The following is a 19,250-nucleotide window of genomic DNA, read 5'->3' on the forward strand; positions in this document are numbered from 1 at the left end:
CCGAGCGACGCGCCCCGGCGACGCGACGCGGCCCGCAGGCGAGCCCGGCGGCCGCGAACGAGAGGAAGCCCCGATGACGTTGATCGCCACCCGCCCCGGCCCGGGCCCGGCCCGACCGTACCGGTTCCCGCAGGTCGTCCGCCGCAGCGCGGCCGGCGGCCAGGTCGTCGCCGCGCACCTGCCCGGGCAGAACCTGGCCGTCGCGCTGCTGCTCCTCGACGCCGGCGCCGGGCGGGAGCCGGTCGGCAAGGAGGGGCTCGGCGGGGTGCTCGCCAAGGCCCTGGAGGAGGGCACCGCGCAGCGGGACGGCACCGCGTACGCGCTGGCCATCGAGGCGCTCGGCACCGAGCTGGTGACCGGGCTGGACTGGGACTCGTTCCAGATCAGCGTGCAGGTCCCGGTGGACCGGCTGGGCGCCGCGGTCGCGCTGCTCGCCGAGGCCGTCCGGACGCCCCGGCTCGACCCGGCCGACGTGCTGCGGGTCCGCGACGACGAGGCCACCGCGCTGCGGATGGACTGGGCCAACCCGGGCCCCCGGGCCGACGCGGTGCTCCGGGCCGACCTGTTCGGCGCGGACAACCGCTGGGGCCGGCCGATGTACGGCGACCCGGAGAGCGTCGCGGCCCTGGACGTGGACGACGTGACCGTCTTCCACTCCGAGTGGTTCATCCGGCCGGGCACCCTGATCGTCGCCGGCGACCTGGACCGGATCGACCTGGACGCGCTCGCCGCCACGGTGTTCGCGGGCAGCGGCGGCGGTCCGGTGGTGAAGGGCGAGCCGATCGAGGTGCCGCTCGCCGGCCAGCGCAAGGTCATCCTGGTCGACCGGCCCGGCTCGGTGCAGTCCACGCTCCGGCTCGGCCACCCGTCGCCGCACCGCGCCCACCCGGACCACGTGCCGATGACGCTCGCCGGGACGGTGCTCGGTGGGGCGTTCACCTCCCGGCTCAACCACCTGATCCGGGAGGTGCGCGGCTACACGTACGGCATTCGGGGCGACTTCGCCTCGTCCCGCCGGTTCGGGCGGTTCGGGATCAGCTCGGGGGTGCAGACCGCGGTGACCGCGCCGGCGCTGGTCGAGGCGGTCGGCGAGGTGTCGCGTACCCAGTTGACCGGGGTGACCGAGGACGAGCTGGCGGTGGCCCGGTCCTGGCGGGCCGGCCAGCTCTCGGTCGAGCTGCAGAGCCCGCGGGCGATCGCGTCGGCGTTGACCACGCTGGTGGTGCACGACCTGCCGGACGACTACCACGCCCGGCTGCGGGAGGCGCTGCTCGCCGCGACCGTCGAGGAGGTGTCCGCGGCGGCCGCGGCGCACCTGCGCCCGGACTCGCTCACCCTGGTGGTCGAGGGCGACGCGGCGGTCATCCGCGACGAGTTGGTCGCCGCCGGGCTCGGCGAGGTGATCGACCACACCGCCTGACGTGTGATCCTGGTCGCGTCGGCCGGTCGCCGCCGGCCGGTCGCGGCCGTGGATGCTGCGGCCGGACCGGCCGGCGGCGGGCGATCTTCCGGGCGCCGCGCTCCGGCCGCCCGATCGTTGCCGGTGCCGCGCCCGGCCGGCGCCGGCCCCGGACGCGCGCCGCGCGGCCCGCGCGGTGGGAAAGCGTTCCCGGTCCGGCCGCCGCGCTGGGTAGCCTCGCGGGCATGAGGATCGGCATTGTGGGGGCCACCGGCCAGGTCGGTGGCGTGATGCGGCAGGTGCTGGCGGAGCGCGGCTTCCCGGTGGAGGAGCTGCGGCTGTTCGCCTCGGCCCGGTCGGCCGGGCGCACGCTGCCCTGGCGCGACGGCGAGGTCACCGTCGAGGACGCGGCCACCGCGGACTACCGCGGCCTGGACATCGCGCTCTTCTCGGCCGGTAAGGGCACCGCCCGGGAGCTGGCCCCGCGGGTCGCCGAGGCCGGCGCGGTCGTCATCGACAACTCGTCGGCGTTCCGGATGGACCCCGCGGTGCCGCTGGTGGTCGCCGAGGTCAACCCGCACGCCATCGCCGAGCGCCCCAGGGGCATCGTGGCCAACCCCAACTGCACCACCATGGCCGCGATGCCGGTGCTGCGCCCGCTGCACCGGGAGGCCGGGCTGGTCGGCCTCGTGGTCGCCACCTACCAGGCGGTCTCCGGCGCCGGCCTGGCCGGGGTGGCCGAGTTGGACGAGCAGGTCCGCAAGGTGGCCGAGCACGCCACCGGGCTCGCCTTCGACGGGTCGGCCGTGGAGTTCCCCGCGCCGCGCTCCTTCGCCCGGCCGATCGCCTTCAACGTGCTCCCGCTCGCCGGTTCGATCGTGGACGACGGCTCCTTCGAGACCGACGAGGAGCAGAAGCTGCGCAACGAGAGCCGCAAGATCCTCGAGATCCCGGACCTCAAGGTCTCCGGCACCTGCGTGCGGGTGCCGGTCTTCACCGGCCACTCGCTGCAGATCAACGCGCGTTTCGCCCGGCCGATCAGCCCCGAGCGGGCCCGCGAGCTGCTCGACGGCGCGCCCGGCGTGGCGCTCTCCGACGTGCCGACCCCGCTGCAGGCCGCCGGCCAGGACCCGACGTACGTCGGGCGGATCCGGGCCGACGAGACCGCCGAGCACGGCCTGGCCCTGTTCTGCGCCAACGACAACCTGCGCAAGGGTGCCGCGCTCAACGCCGTGCAGCTCGCCGAACTGGTCGCCGCCGAGCGCCGCTGACCCCGCCCGGCGTCGGCGCGCCTCCGCGCGGCCCGCGCCCGCGGTGAGCGCGGGACGGTTACCCCGCCCCGGGCGGCGGGTAGACGGCGGTGCCGACACCGAGAGGGGAGCACCATGACAACGGTCGGAGAATTCATGACGACCCGGCTGGTGACGATGGACGGCAACGACACCCTGACCGCCGCGGCGCAGGAGATGCGCGACAGCGCCATCGGCGACGTGGTGGTGACCGACGGCGACAACGTGGTCGGCATCGTCACGGACCGGGACATCACGGTACGGGGCGTCGCCGAGAGCCTGGACCCGAACACCACCCGGCTCAACGAGATCACCAGCAAGGACGTGGTGACGGTCAGCCAGTACGACGACGCGGTGGCCGCCGCCGACCTGATGCGGACGTACGCGGTCCGCCGGCTGCCGGTGGTCGACGACGGCCGGCTGATCGGGCTGGTCTCGGTGGGCGACCTGGCCGTGGAGCGGGAGCCCCAGTCGGTGCTGGCCGACATCAGCGCCGACGATCCGAACAACTGAGCTGATCCGCCGCGACGACGCCGGCCCCCGGTTCGGGGGCCGGCGTTCGCGTGCCGTCCGCCCGGCTGGGGCGGCCCGGCGGCCAACCCTCAGCGGCCCACCCCAACCGGCTCACCCGAACCGGCTCACCCCAACCGGGCGAGGTTGACGCCGGGCCCGGCGGGGACCCCTTCTCCGACGTCGAACGCCGCGGATCGCGGGAGGAGTGGACCCGATGGTGGACGCGACCACGAGGTTCTTCGAGGAGATGGACCGGCGCGGGTACGAGCCCCTGCTGGCGAAGACCGCCGGCACCCTGCGGTTCGACCTGCACGAGGGGGCGCACACGACGCACTGGCTGCTGGAGATCGATCGGGGCAGGCTCCGGGTCCGGCAGCAGGACCAGGAGGCGGACACGGTGGTCGGCGCCGATCCGCGGCTCTTCGGCGAACTGGTCACCGGCGAGGAGAACGCCATCGCCGCGCTGCTGCGCGGGGACATGACCGTCACCGGCGACCTGCGCCTGGTGCTCCAGGTCGAGCGGCTCTTTCCCGGCCCGCCGAACTCCCGGGGTCCGCACCACGCGTTCCGAGAGGAGGCCCGCTGATGGCGGACACGAACACGATCCGGATCCTCGACGGCAACACCTTCGTGGTGTCCGAGGACACCGGCGACATCGAGGCCACCCCCACCGAGCCGACCGGGCTCTTCTCCATCGACACCCGCTTCCTGTCCAAGTGGGTGCTCACGGTCAACGGTGAGCGGCTCAACGCCCTCTCCTACGACGACCTCCAGTACTACGAGGCGCGCTTCTTCCTGGTACCCGGCATGGCCACCCACTACGTGGACGCCAAGCTGTCGATCATCCGGGAGCGGGCCGTCGGCGGCAGCTTCCGGGAGCGGCTGACCATCCTCAACCACGACGAGAAGCCGGTCGAGCTGGAGATCCGGATGGACGCCGCCTCCGACTTCGCCGACCTCTTCCAGGTCAAGGACGAGATCCTCAACAAGAAGGGCGAGATCTACAGCCAGGCCGAGCCGGACAAGCTGCGGCTGGGCTACCGGCGCGGCAACTTCAAGCGGGAAACCGTCATCTCGTCCTCCGAGCCGGCCCGGTACGACCGCAACGGCTTCGCGTACAGCATTCGGCTGGAGCCCAACGAGCAGTGGGACACCGCCATCGACGTGCAGACGTTCGCCGTCGGACCGGGCGGCCGGGACCTGCGGATGGGACTGCGGGCGCACGGCGGCGAGCGGTCGGCGCTCCAGCACGACCTGGAGGAGTGGATCCGCCGGGCGCCGAAGGTGAACACCGAGCACATCGAGCTGGGCTCGACGTACCGGCGCAGCCTGATCGACCTGGCGGCGCTGCGCTTCTCGCCGCTCTCCCTCGGCGGCCAGACCCTCCCCGCCGCCGGCCTGCCCTGGTTCATGACCATGTTCGGCCGGGACAGCATCCTCACCTGCCTGCAGGTGCTGCCGTTCACGCCCGACCTGTCCAAGACCACGCTGCGCGTCCTCGGCGCCCTCCAGGGCACCCGGTTCGACGACTTCCGGGAGGAGGACCCCGGCCGGATCCTGCACGAGATGCGCTACGGAGAGACGGCCGCCTTCGAGGAACAGCCGCACTCGCCGTACTACGGCTCGGTGGACGCCACGCCGCTGTTCGTGGTGCTGCTCGACGAGTACGAGAAGTGGACCGGGGACGTCGCGCTGGTCAAGGAGTTGGAGCAGGAGTGCCGGGCCGCGCTGCGCTGGGTGGACACCTACGCCGACCTGCTCGGCAACGGCTACATCTGGTACGAGCGCCGCAACACCGACACCGGCCTGGAGAACCAGTGCTGGAAGGACTCCTGGGACTCGATCTCGTACGCCGACGGCACGCTGCCGCCGTTCCCGCGCGCCACCTGCGAGGTGCAGGGGTACGCGTACGACGCGAAGATGCGCGCCGCCCGGCTGGCCCGGGAGTTCTGGGACGACCCGGCGTACGCCGAGCAGTTGGAGCGGGAGGCGGCGGCGCTCAAGGAACGGTTCAACCGCGACTGGTGGGTCGCCGACCGCGGCTACTACGCCCTGGCGCTGGACCCGGACGGCCGGCAGTGCGACGTGCTCAGCTCCAACATCGGGCACCTGCTCTGGAGCGGGATCGTGGCCGACGACCGGGCCGCCCAGATCGCCGAGCACCTGGTCGGGCCCCGGCTCTGGTCCGGCTGGGGGGTACGGACGCTGGCCGAGGGCGAGATCCGCTACAACCCGATCGGCTACCACAACGGCACGATCTGGCCGTTCGACAACTCCTTCATCGCCTGGGGGCTGCGTCGGTACGGCTTCGCCGAGGAGGCCGCCCAGGTCGCCAGCGGCATCCTGGACGCGGCGCGGTACTTCGACGGCCGGCTGCCGGAGGCGTTCGGCGGCTACCAGCGGGAGCTGACGAAGTTCCCCGTCGAGTACCCGACGGCGTGCAGCCCGCAGGCCTGGTCGACGGGGACGCCGCTGCTGCTGCTGCGGACCATGCTGGGGCTGGAGCCGCACGAGGGGCACCTGGCCGTCGACCCGCGGCTGCCCATCGGCATGGGACGGATCGAGGTGCTGGACATCCCGGGCCGGTGGGGCCGGGTGGACGCCTTCGCGCGGGGCCGGCTGGACCTGAACAAGCTCGACGGCTGACCCGGCCGCCGGTCCTGGGGCGCCGTCGGTCGTGGGGCGCCGTCGGTCGTGGGGTGCGCGCGGTCGTGGGGTGCCGCCGGTCCGGTGGCGCACCGGACCGTCAGTCCACCGGTCGTGGGTCGGCCTCGTTGCGCGGGATCAGGCAGAACTCGTTGCCCTCCGGGTCGGCCAGCACGGTCCAGCGGGGCAACTCGCGGACCACCGTAGCGCCCGCCTCCAGCACGGCGGCCCGCTCCTCCGCGTCGCCGACCAGGTCGAGGTGGATCCGGCCCGGGCCGGGCAGCGGCGCGGCGGGCGTGAGCCAGACGTCCGGGCGGCGCCCGCCGGGGTCGCGCAGCAGCACCGCCTCGTCCGGGTCGAGGGAACGCTCGGCGAGCTTCACCCGGTCCTCCTCGACCACGGGCAGGCCGGTAACCACGCTCCAGAACGGGGCGAGCAGGTAGGGATCGCGGCAGTGGATCACGATCGAGGCGAGCTCGGGCATGCCTTGCACCGTAGTCGGCCCCGCCGGCCGGCAGGACGGTGTCGAGGAACGCAGCTCGCCCCTACGGTCCCGTAACCTACTCGGGGTAAAGTTGGTGAATGTCGGAACTCGTGTACCCGCCCGTGATCACCGCCGCCAAGACGATGTTCCGGATCCTCGACCTGCGCCTCGACGTGCGGGGCAGCCACCACGTGCCGCGCACCGGCGGCGCCGTGCTGGCCAGCAACCACGTCAGCTACCTGGACTTCATCTTCTGCGGGTACGGCGCTCACGAGTCCCGCCGGCTGGTCCGCTTCATGGCCAAGGACGCCGTCTTCCGGCACAAGATCTCCGGCCCGCTGATGCGCGGCATGAAGCACATCCCGGTGAACCGGTCGGCCGGCGCCGGCTCGTACGCCACGGCGGTCAGCGCGCTGCGCCGGGGCGAGGTGGTCGGCGTGTTCCCCGAGGCGACCATCAGCCGCTCCTTCACCGTCAAGGACCTCAAGAACGGGGCGGCCCGGATGGCCCAGGAGGCCGGCGTGCCGCTGCTGCCGGTCGCGCTCTGGGGCACCCAGCGCCTCTGGACCAAGGGCCGCCCGCGCACCCTGACCCGGCGGCACACCCCGATCACCATCCTGGTCGGCGAGCCGATGGACCCGGCCGAGCACCCGGACGCGAACGCCATGACCGCCGCGCTGCGCAGCCGGCTCACCGCGCTCGTCGACCAGGCGCAGCGGGACTACCCGGAGCAGCCGGCCGGCCCGGACGACGCCTGGTGGCAGCCGGCCCACCTGGGCGGCAGCGCGCCCACCCCCGAGCAGGCCGCCGAGCTGGACCGGGCGGGCCGGCGCACCTCCAGCGCCTCCTGACCGCCGACCCCGGCCCCGGACCTGACCGGTCGGGGCGGGGTCAGCAGGACGAACCTGGCCGGGCCGGGGCGGTCGGGGCGGCGTCAGCAGGGCGAACGGGCCGGGCCGGTCGGGGCGGGGTCAGCAGGCCGAACCGGGATGGTCCCGGGCCGGGAACTCCGGGCCGGCCCAGGCCGGCGACTCCTGCGCCGCCGGGCGGTAGTAGTCGTCCCGGGACAGGAACTCCACCGGCAGCGCGCCGGGCAGGGTCACCGCGCCGCGGGCCGGCCCGGCCGCGTCGACCCGGCTCAGCAGGGCGTCCCGCTCCGGCGGGGAGAGGTCCACCAGCTCGGCGTGCACCAGCCGGAACGTGGCCACCGCGCGGCGTACCTGCCGGAAGAGCGGGCCGATCTGGGCCACCGGCCCGGTGAGCGCCAGCGCCGGTTGCCGGATCGTCCGCAGCGCGTCGCAGACCACCAGCAGCTCGACCCCGCCGTCCGGGCCGTCGACCAGCTCCAGCCGGGACGGCCACTGCCAGCGGATCTGCCCGCTGACCAGACGGGACAGCCGGGCCGGGCGCCGGTGCCGGGCCCCCGTCCGGCCGCCCCGCCCGGGGACCAGGGACAGCTCCGACCCGGAGCAGACGTACGCGAGGCGCCGATCGGTCACGGTGACCGTGGCCGGCGAGGGGAGTCGCCAGACACGGGTGCGCTCGGTCGGCCCGAGCAGGTGCCCGGTCACCCGCAGCTGGTGCTGCCCCAGCACCCGTTCGCCCGGCTCGGGGACCAGCGTGTAGCGCCGGTCGAGCACGGGACGGGCCGGCTCGTCGTCCGCGTCGAAGCGGTGCGGGCCGATGAAGAAGGGAGCGGCGTCCTCCAGCACGGTCACGACCTCCCCGGAGTCTGTCGGCGGTACGTCGAGCGTCGCCCACCCGACAGCGGCTGTCATGACAGCCGTTAGGGGGTCGGCCGGTCGGTCTGCGCGTGTGACCGGTAGATGCCGATCTCCTCCGGCCGGACGAGCCCGTCCTCGATCGCCCGGGCGAGCAGGGCGGCCTTCGTGGCGGCCGGTCGACCCGCCCGGGTGTACTTGATCCGCGCCCGGTCGACGTACTGCTTCACGGTGTGCTCGCTGATCCGCATCCGGCGCGCCACCGACGCCTTCGACATCGACTGGAACCAGAGCAGCAGGGCCTCGCGTTCCTTGTCGGACAGAGCCGGCCGGTCCGGACGGGGGTCGCCGACCATCGCTCCGGCCAGCGTCGGCGGCACGTACGGGCGGTCGGTCGCGGCGGCCAGCACGGTCGCCACGCAGTGCTCGCGCCCCTCGTGCTTGGCCAGGAAGGCGGCCGCGCCGGCGTCCAGCGCGGCGAGCATCGTCTGCGGGTCGCCGTGTTCGGAGTAGACCACCACCCGCCGCCCGGCGGCGCTCAGCTCGGCCAGCTTGTCGAGCACCATCCGCCCGTGCAGCCGCAGGTCGAGCAGGACCACGTCGGCCTCCGGGGCGGCCCGCAGCACCACGTCCGGATCGTCGCCGGTGGCCAGCACCCGCAGCCGCGGCTCGCTCGCCAGCCAGGCCCGCACCCCGTCGATCACCACCGGATGGTCGTCCACGATGGCCACCCCGATCGGCCGTCCGCCGGTCACGTCCTCCGCCACCGCGTCTGCGTCCATCTGATCTCCCCGTCCCGCTCGTGCACGTGTTCCACCGGAGCGCCGCCGCCCGGTTCGGGTGGGCCGTCGGCCGTGACCCGGCCGCCGGGCCGGCGGGCGGCGCTCGGGACCGGTTGCCGGCCGTCGGCCGGTGGGTCGTCCCGCCGGCAGGTGGCGTCCCGGGGCGGATCGAGCCCGATCGGGTCGGGGCCGTCGTGGTCGGGGGTGACCAGGCTGACCACCACCTCGTCCGGGCCGGCCAGCACGGTTATCCGGGCCCAGTCCCGCGCGGCGGCCAGCGCCGCGGTGAGCGGGTCGGCCAGCCGCCGGCGTACCTCGACGGGCAGCTCGGGCGGGGTGCCGACGGCGACCAGCTCGATCGGCAGGCCGTTGCGTTCGGCCAGGTCGGCGGCGGCCCGCAACTCGTGCAGCAGCGGGTCCGGCACGTCGTCCGCCTCGGCGATCAGCCGGCGCAGCCGGGCCGCGGCCAGCACGCACCGGCGGCGTACCTCCGGGTCGGCCGGGTCGGCGTCGCCGGCCGCGAGGGCGGCCAGCACCTCCTCGGCGGTGCCGCTGACCAGGGCGAGCCGGGCCTGCCGCTCCTGGCGGGCCTGTTCCGCCGCGACCCGTTCCGCCGCCACCGCGCCGGCCGCCGCCGCGGTACGGGTCCGGTCCCGGGCCAGCGCGGCGAGCACCGCCGCGCCGGCGAAGACCGCCACCGGCAGCGAGGAGGTGCCGTAGACGTACATGGCGTAGCGGGTGAGGTCGGCCGGGGCGGTGGCGCCGTGCGCGAGCACCGCGCCGAGGGCGATCGCCGCGTGCGCGCCGAGCAGCATGAGCAGCCACCCCACCGGCCGCCGCCAGAGCACCAGCAGGAAGAACCAGGCGAGCCCGCTCCACACCCAGTTCGCCGAGGTGAACAGGACGCCCTCGCCGGCCGCCGCGAAGACCGCGGCGTCGACCACCAGCAGCACCACGGCGAGCCGCCGGGCCGGGGGTGGGCCGCCGCGCAGCAGGCGTACGCCGGTCGCCACGCCGACCGCGGCGGTGACCAGCCAGCCGGCCCCGACCACCGCCGGGGCGGCCAGCCGCGGCCACGCGCCGAGCACCCCGGGCAGGCTGATGGCCAGGTGCCAGGCCAGCGCGATGGTGACCGCGGCGATCCGGGCGCCCCGATCGGAGGCGTCGGCGGCGGCGCTGGCCACCGTCGCGGCCTCGGGCCGGGCGGCCGGCACCGTGCCCGGCGCGGACCCCCAGGGCCGCAGGACGCCCCGGCGGGCCGCACCGGCGGGTACGGCCGGGGTCAGCGCCGTGCCGGAATCAGTCGCCACCGGACCACTCCAGCCGGATCCGGGTGCCGGCGCCAGGGGCGGAAGTCACCACGACGCGGCCACCCACCGTGGACATCCGGCCGTGGATCGACTCGCGAAGGCCGTACCGGTGGGCGGGGACGGTGGCCGGGTCGAAGCCCGGCCCGTCGTCGACCACCTCGACCACGACGGTCCCGGCGACCCGGTCCAGGCGCAGCACGGCGGGCGCGCCCGCCGCGTGCCGCGCCACGTTGGCGAGGGCGGCGGCCGCGCTCTCGGCGAGCGCGTCGGCGACCACGCCGGGCACCGTGCACGGTGCCAGCGTCGCGGTGACCGGCAGCTCGGGCAACCGGGCCAGGACCGCGCGCAGCCGCTCGTCCAGGGCCGTCGCGCCGCCGGTCGGCGCGGACCGGGCCTCGGCCAGGGCGGTGAGGCTGCGCAGGTCGGCGGCGCACCGCTCGCGCAGCCCGGCCGACGGGCCGGCCACCGCGCCGAGCCCGACCATGGTCAGCGTGCTGAGCACCGTGTCGTGCAGGTCCCGGTTCTGTCGCCGCTCCGCCTCCCGGGCGGTGCGGGCCACCACCGCGTCGCGGGCCAGCCGCTGGTAGTCGGCGAACGCGGCGTCGGCGCGGCCGAGCCGGCGCCGCATCACCGCGGTCATCACGGCCGTGCAGGCGGTCTGCACCAGCAGGGTGGCCGCGTGCGCGCGGGCCTCCGCCGGGTTGCCGGCGGCGGTCGCGCCGGTGACGTAACCGGCGGTCACCAGCAGCCCGGCCGGCACCGACCAGCGGGCGGGCGCGGTGGCCTGGGCGTTGATCACCGTGGTGCTGGCCAGCACCGCGATCCAGCTTCCCTCGCCGGGCAGCACCTCCGGCGCGACCAGCCACGGCATCGCCAACCCGGCCGCGGTGGTGAGCGCGACGTCCCCGGCCACCAGCGCGCCACCGATGCCGTGCCGGAACGCGCGGGCCGCGTACCAGACGGACCAGGCGGTCAGCGCGGCGACCGCCGGGACCAGCAGCGCGACCCGGACCGGCGGGCTGCTCACCGCGAGGGCCGCCACCCCGCAGGCCGGCCCGCAGGTCAGCCGCAGCAGCGCCGGCAGGGTGGTGAAGATCAGCGTGAACGCGCCGCCGGCCGGCCGGTCCAGCGGAGTCGGCGGCGAGGTCGTGGCGGCAACGACCGGCATCGGGGGAGCGTCCTTCCGGCAGCGACCCGGTCGGGTCCGCACGGCCTAGATCGACGACGGAGAATAGCATGTCGACCGACAACCGGTCACCCACCGTACGCGGCGCGTCGCTGTGCCGATCCGCCGCCGGTCAGCTGAACGCCACCCCGAGCAGGTGCGCGCTGGTCCCGAGCACCGCCGCCACCGCGTAGCGCCGGGTCAGCACCGCCAGGCGCGCGGTCCGAGGTTCTGCCGCCCGGCGCCGTCGTCGCTGCGGGCCTGACCGACCACCAGCCCGGTGTCGGACACCGCGACCGCGACCGCCCGCTGCCCGCTCGGCACGTCGAGCCCGACGGGCCCACCCGCGCTCACGAGCGAACCCTGCGCCACCACCCAGCCGGCCGCGTTGACCGCGTCGCCCGGCCCCGCCGTCTTCAGCTGGTCGACCTTGCCGGTGCGGAGATCCCACCGTGCGGCGGTCTGCGACGGCCACAGGCCGCCCGTGGCCCAGCCGCCCCGCGCCGCGTAGGCGGCCGCCTTCTCGCCCGCCGGCGCCGCCAGCTTCCGGCCCTTGCCGCGCTGGTCCCAGGCGTACCCGGCCACGGCCGTGCCGTCGCGGTACATCGCGCCGACGATCGTGCCGTCGTCGGTGACGGCGAAGGCGTTGGCGCCCTGGGGCAGGGGGAGCTTCCGCGCCGCCGTCGAGCCCGCCCGCCACAGCAGCACGATGCTGCCCTTGCCGCCCACGTTCCCGCTCGGCTCCGCGTTGATCACGATGTCGCCGGCCTCGTTGATCGCCGGGCTCGGGTACACGTGCCAGTTGCCCGCCGGGGTGCGCAGCCGCGTGTACCGGCCCTTCTCGTAGCGGAAGACGTACTCCACCGGCCCGTCCTGGACGAGACCGACCACCACCCCGGCCGGGTTGACGGCGGTCGCCTGGACCGACTCGGCGGTCACCGGCAACGCCCGCGGCTGCCCGTCGGTCCAGAGCACCGGCCGGAAGTTCTGGCCGACCGTGCTGTTGCCGACGACGTACCGGCCGGTCGGGTCCACCGCGGCGACCGCGACGTCGGTCATCCCGGGCGGCACGGGCAGTTCCGTGACCGGGCAGCTCACGCCCGGCGCGGTCGGCGCCCGGCTGGCGCCGCCGGCCGACGCCGGCACGGCCGGCTCGGTCGGAGCCGGCGGCGTGGCGGGCCTGGCGGCCGGACCGGTCGCGGCCGACGGGTCGGCCGGCCCCGCGGCCGGCTGCGCGCCCCCCGCGTCGGTCAGGATCGACGGCGCCGCGAGCAGCACGGCTGTCGCCAGCGCCACGCCGCCGGCCCCCTGAAACGAGCGGTGGCGAAAGGCGCGCCGCCTGCCGGCGCGGACGAGCGCGTCGACCTCGAGGCGGCTGGGCGGCACCTCCACCGCCTCGAACCGGGCCCGCAGTTCCTGTTCCTCGTTCATCACCGCTCCTTCGCTTCCGTTGCGACCGCGACCGGATGCCGCCCGTCGAGCACCCCGCGCAGCGCGGCGAGCCCTCGCGAACACTGGCTCTTGACGTTCCCCGCCGAACAGCCGAGGGCCGCCGCGGTCGCCTCGATCGACAGGTCGTCGAGGTAGCGCAGCACCACCGCGGCCCGCTGGCCCTTCGGCAACGCCCGCAAGGCCGTCACCAGCGCGTCCCGTTCCTCGACGTCGTGACCGGCCGGGGCGGACACCTCCGGCAGGCGGTCGCCGAGCAGCACCCTGGACCACCCACGCCGTCGCTCGTCCAGGTAGCGCCGGACCAGGATCCGGTGCACATACCCGTCGAGGTTGTCGGCGCTCGCGGCGCGCTTCCAGTTGACGTAGAGCGCGGTGAGCGTCGCCTGGACGATGTCGTCGGCCTGGAACGCGTCGGCGCAGAGGAGGTACGCCGTCCGGTGCAGGCGAGGCAGCCGCGCCTGCACGTACTCGACGTAGTCCCGTTCGAGGTCGGGCCGCATCCTGCTCCCTTGTTCAGACGGCATGGACGGTGGGCTCTGGTCGTCCTTATGTCGGTGCCGGCCCGGGAAAGGTTGCACGGCGGTGCGGGGTCCGCGAGCCGAGCGGAGACCGTGCGGCCCTGCCGGCGGCGCCGCGTCTGGCAGGATCGGGCGGATCGCCGGTTCCGACGAGGGGGCATGGATGGCTCGCACGCTGTTGTACCTGGTCCGCCACGGTGAGCAGGATCCGGCGGACGGCCATTCCGCGCCCGGTGGCCTCTCCGCGCTGGGCCGCTCCCAGGCGGATCGGCTCGGCCGCCGGCTCAAGGGCGTGCCGTTCACGACGATCCACCACAGTCCGTTGCCCCGCGCGGCCGAGACCGCCGAGGTGATCGCGGACTACCTGCCGCAAGTTCCCCGACACGCCTGTGACCTCGCCGCGGACCGTACGCCGGTGCCCTCCGCCGCACGCCGCGGCGACTACCCGAGCCGTCTGCTGCCATGGCTGGACGGGGTGCCGGGGGAGGAGCGGGACGAGGACGCCGTCGCCCTGCAGGCGGCCGTCGAGCAGCTCGGCACCGTCGGCACGGAGGACCGGCACGAACTGGTGGTCACCCACAACTTCGTGATCGGCTGGTTCGTCCGGCATGTCCTGGACGCCCCGACGTGGCGGTGGGCGGGCCTCAACCAGGACAACTGTGGGCTGACCATCGTGCGGTGGGAGACCGGGCGGTCGCCCGCGCTGGTGTGCTTCAACGACATCGGCCACCTCTGACCCAGCCCGCCCACCGTTGCGGCGGGCCGCGCGCTGCCGGCCCACCGTTGCGGCGGGCCGCGCGCTGCCGGCCCACCGTTGCGGCGGGCCGCACGTTGCCGGTCCAGCGTTGCGGCGGGCCGCGCGTCGGCGCGGCGCACCCTAGGCTCACGCCATGTCGCGGAGCAGCCGATGATCGACCTGGACGACCAGGACCAGCGGCCGGCGCGGCCGGACGCCGACTCCGTCACGGCCGGCCGGAAGGTCGCCCTGGGGCTCGTCGCCGCCTTCGTGGCCGGCGTCGTGCTCGGCGGGGTCGGCATCAGCCAGCTGCGGGACGCGCGTGCGCAGCGGGAGCGGAACGCGGTGGTCGCCCTGGTGGCCGTGCCCCGATCGGGCAACCTGGGCGGCTCGTCCGTCCAGGGCTCCGTCCAACTGTCCGGGCTGTTGATGGTGGTCAACACCGGACCCGCGCCGGTCACCGTCCGTGGGGTCACCGCGGAGCGGCCCGGCGTCGTGCTGCGCAGCATCGAGGATTCCCGGCTGCTACCCGCCGGCGGCACCGGCCAGGTCGTGGTCGAGCTGCGGTTCGACTGCAGGACCGCCTTCCAGCCGGATCCACTGTCGCTGCGGCTCTCGGTGGAGACCGGGGACGCGCGGACCAGAGAGGTCAGCTATCCCGTCACCCTGTTCGGCAGCGAATGGCACCGGGACGCCATGACCATGTGCTGAACCCGTCCGTAGCGGTTACGGCCCGCCCGCCGCGCCTGCTGACGGCTGACGGCTGACGTACCCGGGCGCCCCTGGCAATCTGGATCGACCCCCTGCGATGATCAGCGCCATGCCGTCCTCGCGCCGCGTGTGCACCCTGCTCTCGGCGCTCCTGCTTGCCTGCGGCACGAGCTGTACGAGCGACGCCACCTCTCCCCCGTCGCCAGCGAACTCGGCGCAGCCGGCCAGCACCATGTCCTCCAGGCCCACGACCGCGGTCCCGCAGGATCTTCCGGTGCCCGCCGTCACCCCCGACGAGGTCAGCCGCATCGTCTACATCGCGAAAACCCAGACGATGCTCAGCACGGCACGTAGAGCGGCCACCGCGGGCCAGCCGTACACCCTGGACGCCGCCTGCCTGTCCGCGACGCCGGGCAGGGTTCTCAGGTACGAAGTGCTCAGCACCGGGCAGGACGCGAAGGTGCCCGTGGCCAGCGGCGACCTGCCCTGCGACGGCAGCGTGCTCCGGAACGGCACGCCGCTGCCCGCAACCGGCATCCAGATCAGCCTCGGGCCGGACCTGAGCGATGTCACGGCCGCCTACGCGGTCATCACACCCTCGACCTGATCTCGGCGCTCGGAAGCCGTGGACCGCCGGTGTCCCCGACTGCTGCGGCAGCTCACCAACTCCGGCATCCGGCGTCGGTACCGCCGCCAGGTGTCGTCCGCCGATGCCAGTCCGAAACGCGCCGTCACCTCGCCGAAGAACCAGTCGCGGGGCACCGACCCGTCTTGATCCCGGGCGAGAAGGGTTTCACCGCCCTCGTGGGTCTGGACGGGCGCCGACGGTGACCACGATCGTCGTACTGTCTGCGGATGGTGTCGGACATGGTGCGCTACTACGACGACTTCCTGACCGATCGGGAGTGGCTCGCCGAGGGATTGAGCTGGGCGGTGGTCCAGTCGGCGAGTGCCGAGGCCACGATCGACGGGGTCATCAAACGCCTGCGGGCCAGACGTGTCGAGCCGGGTGAGGACCACAGCGGCGAGCTTGCCGACCTGGCTCAGATCGGCCCCAACGTGGTGGTGTTCCAGGACGCCGGCTGCGCGCTGGGCCAGCCTGACGTGCTGCGTTGGCTCAGCGACGGCGTACGGGTGCACACCGTCGACTGGACCATCAACGGCAACGGCGGCGTCACCTACGCGGTGTACGGCAAGGTGCTCGCCTGGATGGACATGAACGATCCCGAGCGCCGGCACGGCGATGACCCCGCTGTGTTCGATGATGACCTGGACGACGTGCGCGCCGCGCAGGGCACCGGGTATGTGAAATCCGCGGTGATGGCGTTTGTCGAACGGCGGACCGGCGTGCGGCTGCCGGCGGAGTGGATGAACGACGAGGGCGCCGACCCGCAGGCCGGACCGTGGGTGACGGTGCGGCTGGGGTCGTTTCCCCCGGAACCCAGGCCGCCCTCGAACTTTGGTCACTACGAGCCCGACCTCGACGCGCGACTGCGGGCCGCGCCGGAGTCGGTGCGGCGGGCGGCGCTGGCGCTCGCCGTGCGGGCGGTGACAACGCGGTTCAGGTTCAGCGACGACGCCCTGGCGAGGCAGGTGGTGGAGGCCGTCGAGCAGGGCCTGACCCTGGATGGGGAAACCCGGTCGCGGATCCTCCGCCTCACGGCGCAGGGCGCCGACGATCGAGCCTGCACCGACGCCGTCTACGCCCTGTACGCGGCGATGGGCAAGGGGATGTCCATGGTCGACGCGGTGGGCGCCGCGCGGTACCCGATCGTCGACGAATGGCCGGTACTGCGGCGGGAGCTGTACCGCCTGGTCCGGGAGACCGGTTGACCGCCTCGTGGCGTGGGTGGCGTCATCGTCGACAGCAGGCCGGTGACCGCTCGTCCCTTGTGCTGGCCGCTCAGGGCACCGGCTGCCGGCACGTGGGCCGCCGGCGCTCGGTTGTCTGACCCCGGGAGGGTTGTCTCTGGCTCGTCCGGAAGCGCACAATCCCGCCGTGGAGGGGCTCGGCTACCTGCTGGGGATAGTGCTTCTGCTCGTTACCTGGTCAGGTGTGATCGGTGCCTGCCTCGGCCGGCTTGACTTCTGGGAGGCCGTACCAGGGGCATCGCCGTGGCGACTCTGGGGACCGGGCCTGCTCGCCTGGTCCTGGATTGTGCCGCTGGTTGCCGGCTTCCTCCTGGGAGAGAGACCATGGGCGATCTACCTCATGTTCGCGTTGCCGCTGGGACCGTTGATCGCCACGGCGTTGACCGTGGTGGAGTTTCGGCGCAGGCGCGCTGAGGATCTGGTGTCCGGGACGCCTCGACGGCTCAAGCTGTGAGGCCGGCCGCCGGCGGCGGGCTGGGGGAGCCCGCGGTACCTTCGTGCCCGTGGCAACCATGGCAGAGCTGCTCGACTGCATCGACGATCCGGACGATGACAGCACGCGGGCCTACCAGCTTGTGGGCGAGATCGCGCGGAGTGGCGACACATCTCTGCTACCCCTGCTGGCGGTCGAACTCGACAACTTCCTGAACACCGGCCATTTCTATGGCCGCGATGTCATCGCCGATGCCTTGGCGGGTCTTGGCGGGATTGACGTGCTGCCGCTGTTGATCACGGCATCCGGGCGAAATCTTGGCGACGACCAGGATGGGCTCCAGACCACGATCCTTGAGCTGATGTCGACCGACAAGCATCGGTCCCGCGTCGTCCTGGACGAGCTGCGCGCCGACGGGCCGCCAGAGATCCAGCCCCGAGTCATCTCGGCGTACGAGCTGCTTGACTCGGGCCTGATCTAGCCGGCTCCGCCCTGTACGAATGGCAGGCCGGAGGCCGTGGTGATCGTCTCGACCGGATGCGGAAAGCCGCTGGCCTGCGGTGGGAAGGGTGCGCCCGGCAGGATTCGAACCTGCGGCCTTGGGATTAGAAGTTGCCCCGTCGGGCGTCCACTGAGATTCACCTACGTACCAAATTGCAGGTCAGAGCACGTACGCGGACCGCCGGAAACGATCACGGACTCACGCGAACTGCAACAGGATCTGCAACGGCCCGGAAGGGCTACAGAACGTAGGCGGGCCCGGAAACGCGGTGCTGGAACACCGGCCGGGCCCTTGATCGGACAGTGGAGGTCCGACCCATGGCCATTTTGGCATCTGCTCCTGTCCCCGCGGCGTCCCGGCTGGTCGACGCCCCCACCCTGCGCAGCCTTCCGCTGCCGGCGCTCTGCCCGGTCTGGTGCACCGACGACCACACCAACGACCCGACCGACATCAACGGGTTCACCATCGGCCAGGTGCACGAGCGGGTCATGGTCGAGCTGCCCTCGCAGGACCCGGCGTGGATCGACAAGCCGGCCACCGCCGCCGTGTGGGTCGAGTCGACCACCGAGGCCGGTGAGGTCACCACCCCGACCCGCGTTGTCCTGTCCATCGCTGAGGGCCCGGAGGGCGCCCACCCGGGCGAGCAGGGCTGCCAGGGCTGGACGGGCACGCCCGAGCAGATCGAAGAGCTCGCCGGCGCGCTGATGGCCGCCGCCGCGTTCGCCCGTGCCAGCCGCGTTCGCCGTGGGGGTGTCCGGTGAGCCACGCTGCCCTGTTCAACCTGCTGCTCGCCGCGCTCGGCCTGCCCGTGGTCGTCGGCGGCGTCGCCCTGGTCGCCCGGCACTTCGTCTACCAGCACGCCGACGAGTACGGCGCGGTGATCCGCGCCGCCGGCCGCGAGGACGCCACCGAGGAGACCGTCCGCGCGCTGTCCAAGGAGTTGACCCGATGACCGCCCCGACCATCAACGGCACCCGCTACCCGCAGCCGGTCGACGAGCTGGTGCCGGTCGCCCGGCGGCTCGCCGACGAGCTCGGCGAGGTGCCCAGCCGTAACCGGCTCATGCGTGAGTTCCGCATCGGTGCGCCGAAGGCGGACGAGCTGCGCGCCCGGCTCGCCGACGAGCAGCCCGCCCGGGACCCGTGGGACTACGCCGAGCCGATCGGCCCGGACCCGCTGCCGGTGCCGGTCGTGCCCGAGTCCGTGCCGCTGGTCGAGCCCGCTGCGGCCGAGCCGGTCGCCGAGCCGGTCGAGCAGGTCACGGCACCCGGTCACCCGGGTACGCCGCCCGCCCGCCGTGCGGTGGTGTGGCCGGTGGTGCTGCTGGCTCTGCCGGCGTTCGTGGCGATCTGGTCGGGGTGGGTCGGGCTCGGTGGGCTCACCGGGTTCGGGGTGGTGCACCCGCTGCCCGGGATCGCCGACGGGGTGAGCCTGAACACCGCCATCACGCTCCCGATCGGGGTGGAGACGTACGGGGCGTACGCGCTGTACGTGTGGCTGTCCGGCCGGGTGCCGGACCGGGCGCGAGCGTTCGCCCGCTGGTCGGCGCTCGGCTCGCTGGCGGTCGGTGCGCTCGGGCAGGTCGCCTATCACCTGCTCGCCGCAGCCGGGGTCACCGCCGCCCCGTGGTGGATCACCACCGCCGTTGCCTGCCTGCCGGTGGCGGTGCTCGGCATGGGTGCCGCGCTGGCGCACCTCGTGCGTGAGGACGCCTGAC

The 19,250-nt window shown here is 74.1% G+C and carries 23 protein-coding genes; 16 read left to right on the forward strand and 7 right to left on the reverse strand.

Annotated features, from left to right (window positions below):
* Positions 1-73: 73 nt before the first annotated feature.
* The 5 genes from ACIBPB_RS22525 to ACIBPB_RS22545 all read left to right on the forward strand — a co-directional run bounded on the left by ACIBPB_RS22525 (position 74) and on the right by ACIBPB_RS22545 (position 5,847).
* The gene (locus tag ACIBPB_RS22525; protein ID WP_396841456.1) at positions 74-1,420 is read left to right on the forward strand and encodes a M16 family metallopeptidase; all 1,347 of its coding nucleotides are present in this window, start codon (positions 74-76) and stop codon (positions 1,418-1,420) included.
* A 224-nt stretch (positions 1,421-1,644) separates the two neighbouring features.
* On the forward strand, positions 1,645-2,670 hold the full coding sequence (locus ACIBPB_RS22530; RefSeq protein ID WP_396841457.1) for an aspartate-semialdehyde dehydrogenase: 1,026 nt from the start codon (positions 1,645-1,647) through the stop codon (positions 2,668-2,670).
* A gap of 114 nt (positions 2,671-2,784) precedes the next feature.
* The gene (locus ACIBPB_RS22535; RefSeq protein ID WP_396841458.1) at positions 2,785-3,201 is read left to right on the forward strand and encodes a CBS domain-containing protein; all 417 of its coding nucleotides are present in this window, start codon (positions 2,785-2,787) and stop codon (positions 3,199-3,201) included.
* Positions 3,202-3,415: 214 nt separating this feature from the next.
* Positions 3,416-3,787, forward strand: a complete 372-nt coding sequence (locus ACIBPB_RS22540) for an SCP2 sterol-binding domain-containing protein (protein WP_396841459.1) — start codon at positions 3,416-3,418, stop codon at positions 3,785-3,787.
* Positions 3,787-5,847 (forward strand): glycogen debranching N-terminal domain-containing protein, encoded by a 2,061-nt coding sequence (locus ACIBPB_RS22545; protein ID WP_396841460.1) that lies wholly within the window; start codon positions 3,787-3,789, stop codon positions 5,845-5,847. Before ACIBPB_RS22540 ends, ACIBPB_RS22545 begins: the two co-directional genes overlap by 1 nt.
* 100 nt (positions 5,848-5,947) lie before the next feature.
* Here ACIBPB_RS22545 and ACIBPB_RS22550 read toward each other — a convergent pair whose 3' ends face one another.
* Positions 5,948-6,331 (reverse strand): VOC family protein, encoded by a 384-nt coding sequence (locus ACIBPB_RS22550; protein WP_396841461.1) that lies wholly within the window; start codon positions 6,329-6,331, stop codon positions 5,948-5,950.
* Between the two features lie 98 nt (positions 6,332-6,429).
* Here ACIBPB_RS22550 and ACIBPB_RS22555 point away from each other — a divergent pair, with 98 nt between their 5' ends.
* Positions 6,430-7,182 carry a lysophospholipid acyltransferase family protein gene (locus ACIBPB_RS22555; protein WP_396841462.1) on the forward strand — a complete coding sequence of 251 codons (753 nt, stop codon included), beginning with the start codon at positions 6,430-6,432 and terminating at the stop codon, positions 7,180-7,182.
* Positions 7,183-7,302: 120 nt separating this feature from the next.
* Here the strand turns inward: ACIBPB_RS22555 and ACIBPB_RS22560 are convergent, their stop codons facing one another.
* From ACIBPB_RS22560 to ACIBPB_RS22575, 4 genes are all read right to left on the reverse strand, one after another.
* The gene (locus ACIBPB_RS22560; RefSeq protein WP_396841553.1) at positions 7,303-8,043 is read right to left on the reverse strand and encodes a hypothetical protein; all 741 of its coding nucleotides are present in this window, start codon (positions 8,041-8,043) and stop codon (positions 7,303-7,305) included.
* 74 nt (positions 8,044-8,117) lie between these two features.
* Entirely contained in the window at positions 8,118-8,834 is a 717-nt protein-coding gene (locus tag ACIBPB_RS22565) for a response regulator transcription factor (RefSeq protein ID WP_396841463.1), read from the reverse strand.
* Positions 8,804-10,078: a hypothetical protein gene (locus ACIBPB_RS22570; RefSeq protein WP_396841554.1), complete on the reverse strand. Its 1,275-nt coding sequence runs from the start codon at positions 10,076-10,078 to the stop codon at positions 8,804-8,806. The genes ACIBPB_RS22565 and ACIBPB_RS22570 overlap by 31 nt, the downstream gene beginning before the upstream one ends.
* A 55-nt stretch (positions 10,079-10,133) precedes the next feature.
* Positions 10,134-11,312 carry a sensor histidine kinase gene (locus ACIBPB_RS22575; RefSeq protein WP_396841464.1) on the reverse strand — a complete coding sequence of 393 codons (1,179 nt, stop codon included), beginning with the start codon at positions 11,310-11,312 and terminating at the stop codon, positions 10,134-10,136.
* 68 nt (positions 11,313-11,380) lie between these two features.
* Here ACIBPB_RS22575 and ACIBPB_RS22580 point away from each other — a divergent pair, with 68 nt between their 5' ends.
* The gene (locus ACIBPB_RS22580; RefSeq protein ID WP_396841465.1) at positions 11,381-11,503 is read left to right on the forward strand and encodes a hypothetical protein; all 123 of its coding nucleotides are present in this window, start codon (positions 11,381-11,383) and stop codon (positions 11,501-11,503) included.
* Between the two features lie 7 nt (positions 11,504-11,510).
* On the opposite strand, the gene ACIBPB_RS22585 is transcribed toward ACIBPB_RS22580, so the two are convergent.
* Positions 11,511-12,740 (reverse strand): hypothetical protein, encoded by a 1,230-nt coding sequence (locus tag ACIBPB_RS22585; protein WP_396841466.1) that lies wholly within the window; start codon positions 12,738-12,740, stop codon positions 11,511-11,513.
* Complete coding sequence (locus ACIBPB_RS22590; protein WP_396841467.1) at positions 12,740-13,261, reverse strand: SigE family RNA polymerase sigma factor; 522 nt, start codon at positions 13,259-13,261, stop codon at positions 12,740-12,742. The genes ACIBPB_RS22585 and ACIBPB_RS22590 overlap by 1 nt, the downstream gene beginning before the upstream one ends.
* Positions 13,262-13,442: 181 nt before the next feature.
* On the opposite strand from ACIBPB_RS22590, the gene ACIBPB_RS22595 reads away from it, so the two are divergent.
* From ACIBPB_RS22595 to ACIBPB_RS22635, 9 genes are all read left to right on the forward strand, one after another.
* Positions 13,443-14,015, forward strand: coding sequence for a histidine phosphatase family protein (locus ACIBPB_RS22595; protein WP_396841468.1), 573 nt, complete (start codon positions 13,443-13,445; stop codon positions 14,013-14,015).
* A 171-nt stretch (positions 14,016-14,186) separates the two neighbouring features.
* Positions 14,187-14,726, forward strand: a complete 540-nt coding sequence (locus tag ACIBPB_RS22600; RefSeq protein WP_396841469.1) for a hypothetical protein — start codon at positions 14,187-14,189, stop codon at positions 14,724-14,726.
* A 274-nt stretch (positions 14,727-15,000) separates the two neighbouring features.
* Positions 15,001-15,333 (forward strand): hypothetical protein, encoded by a 333-nt coding sequence (locus ACIBPB_RS22605; protein ID WP_396841470.1) that lies wholly within the window; start codon positions 15,001-15,003, stop codon positions 15,331-15,333.
* Between the two features lie 248 nt (positions 15,334-15,581).
* Positions 15,582-16,559, forward strand: coding sequence for a hypothetical protein (locus ACIBPB_RS22610; RefSeq protein ID WP_396841471.1), 978 nt, complete (start codon positions 15,582-15,584; stop codon positions 16,557-16,559).
* Between the two features lie 166 nt (positions 16,560-16,725).
* On the forward strand, positions 16,726-17,052 hold the full coding sequence (locus ACIBPB_RS22615) for a hypothetical protein (RefSeq protein ID WP_396841472.1): 327 nt from the start codon (positions 16,726-16,728) through the stop codon (positions 17,050-17,052).
* 49 nt (positions 17,053-17,101) lie between these two features.
* Positions 17,102-17,512: a hypothetical protein gene (locus ACIBPB_RS22620; protein WP_396841473.1), complete on the forward strand. Its 411-nt coding sequence runs from the start codon at positions 17,102-17,104 to the stop codon at positions 17,510-17,512.
* Positions 17,513-17,850: 338 nt separating this feature from the next.
* On the forward strand, positions 17,851-18,294 hold the full coding sequence (locus ACIBPB_RS22625; RefSeq protein WP_396841474.1) for a DUF6907 domain-containing protein: 444 nt from the start codon (positions 17,851-17,853) through the stop codon (positions 18,292-18,294).
* On the forward strand, positions 18,291-18,485 hold the full coding sequence (locus tag ACIBPB_RS22630) for a hypothetical protein (RefSeq protein ID WP_396841475.1): 195 nt from the start codon (positions 18,291-18,293) through the stop codon (positions 18,483-18,485). The genes ACIBPB_RS22625 and ACIBPB_RS22630 overlap by 4 nt, the downstream gene beginning before the upstream one ends.
* Entirely contained in the window at positions 18,482-19,249 is a 768-nt protein-coding gene (locus ACIBPB_RS22635) for an ABC transporter permease (RefSeq protein WP_396841476.1), read from the forward strand. The genes ACIBPB_RS22630 and ACIBPB_RS22635 overlap by 4 nt, the downstream gene beginning before the upstream one ends.
* Position 19,250: the final 1 nt, after the last annotated feature.

It is taken from the genome of Micromonospora sp. NPDC049836, from assembly GCF_044465125.1.
Lineage (GTDB): Bacteria > Actinomycetota > Actinomycetes > Mycobacteriales > Micromonosporaceae > Micromonospora.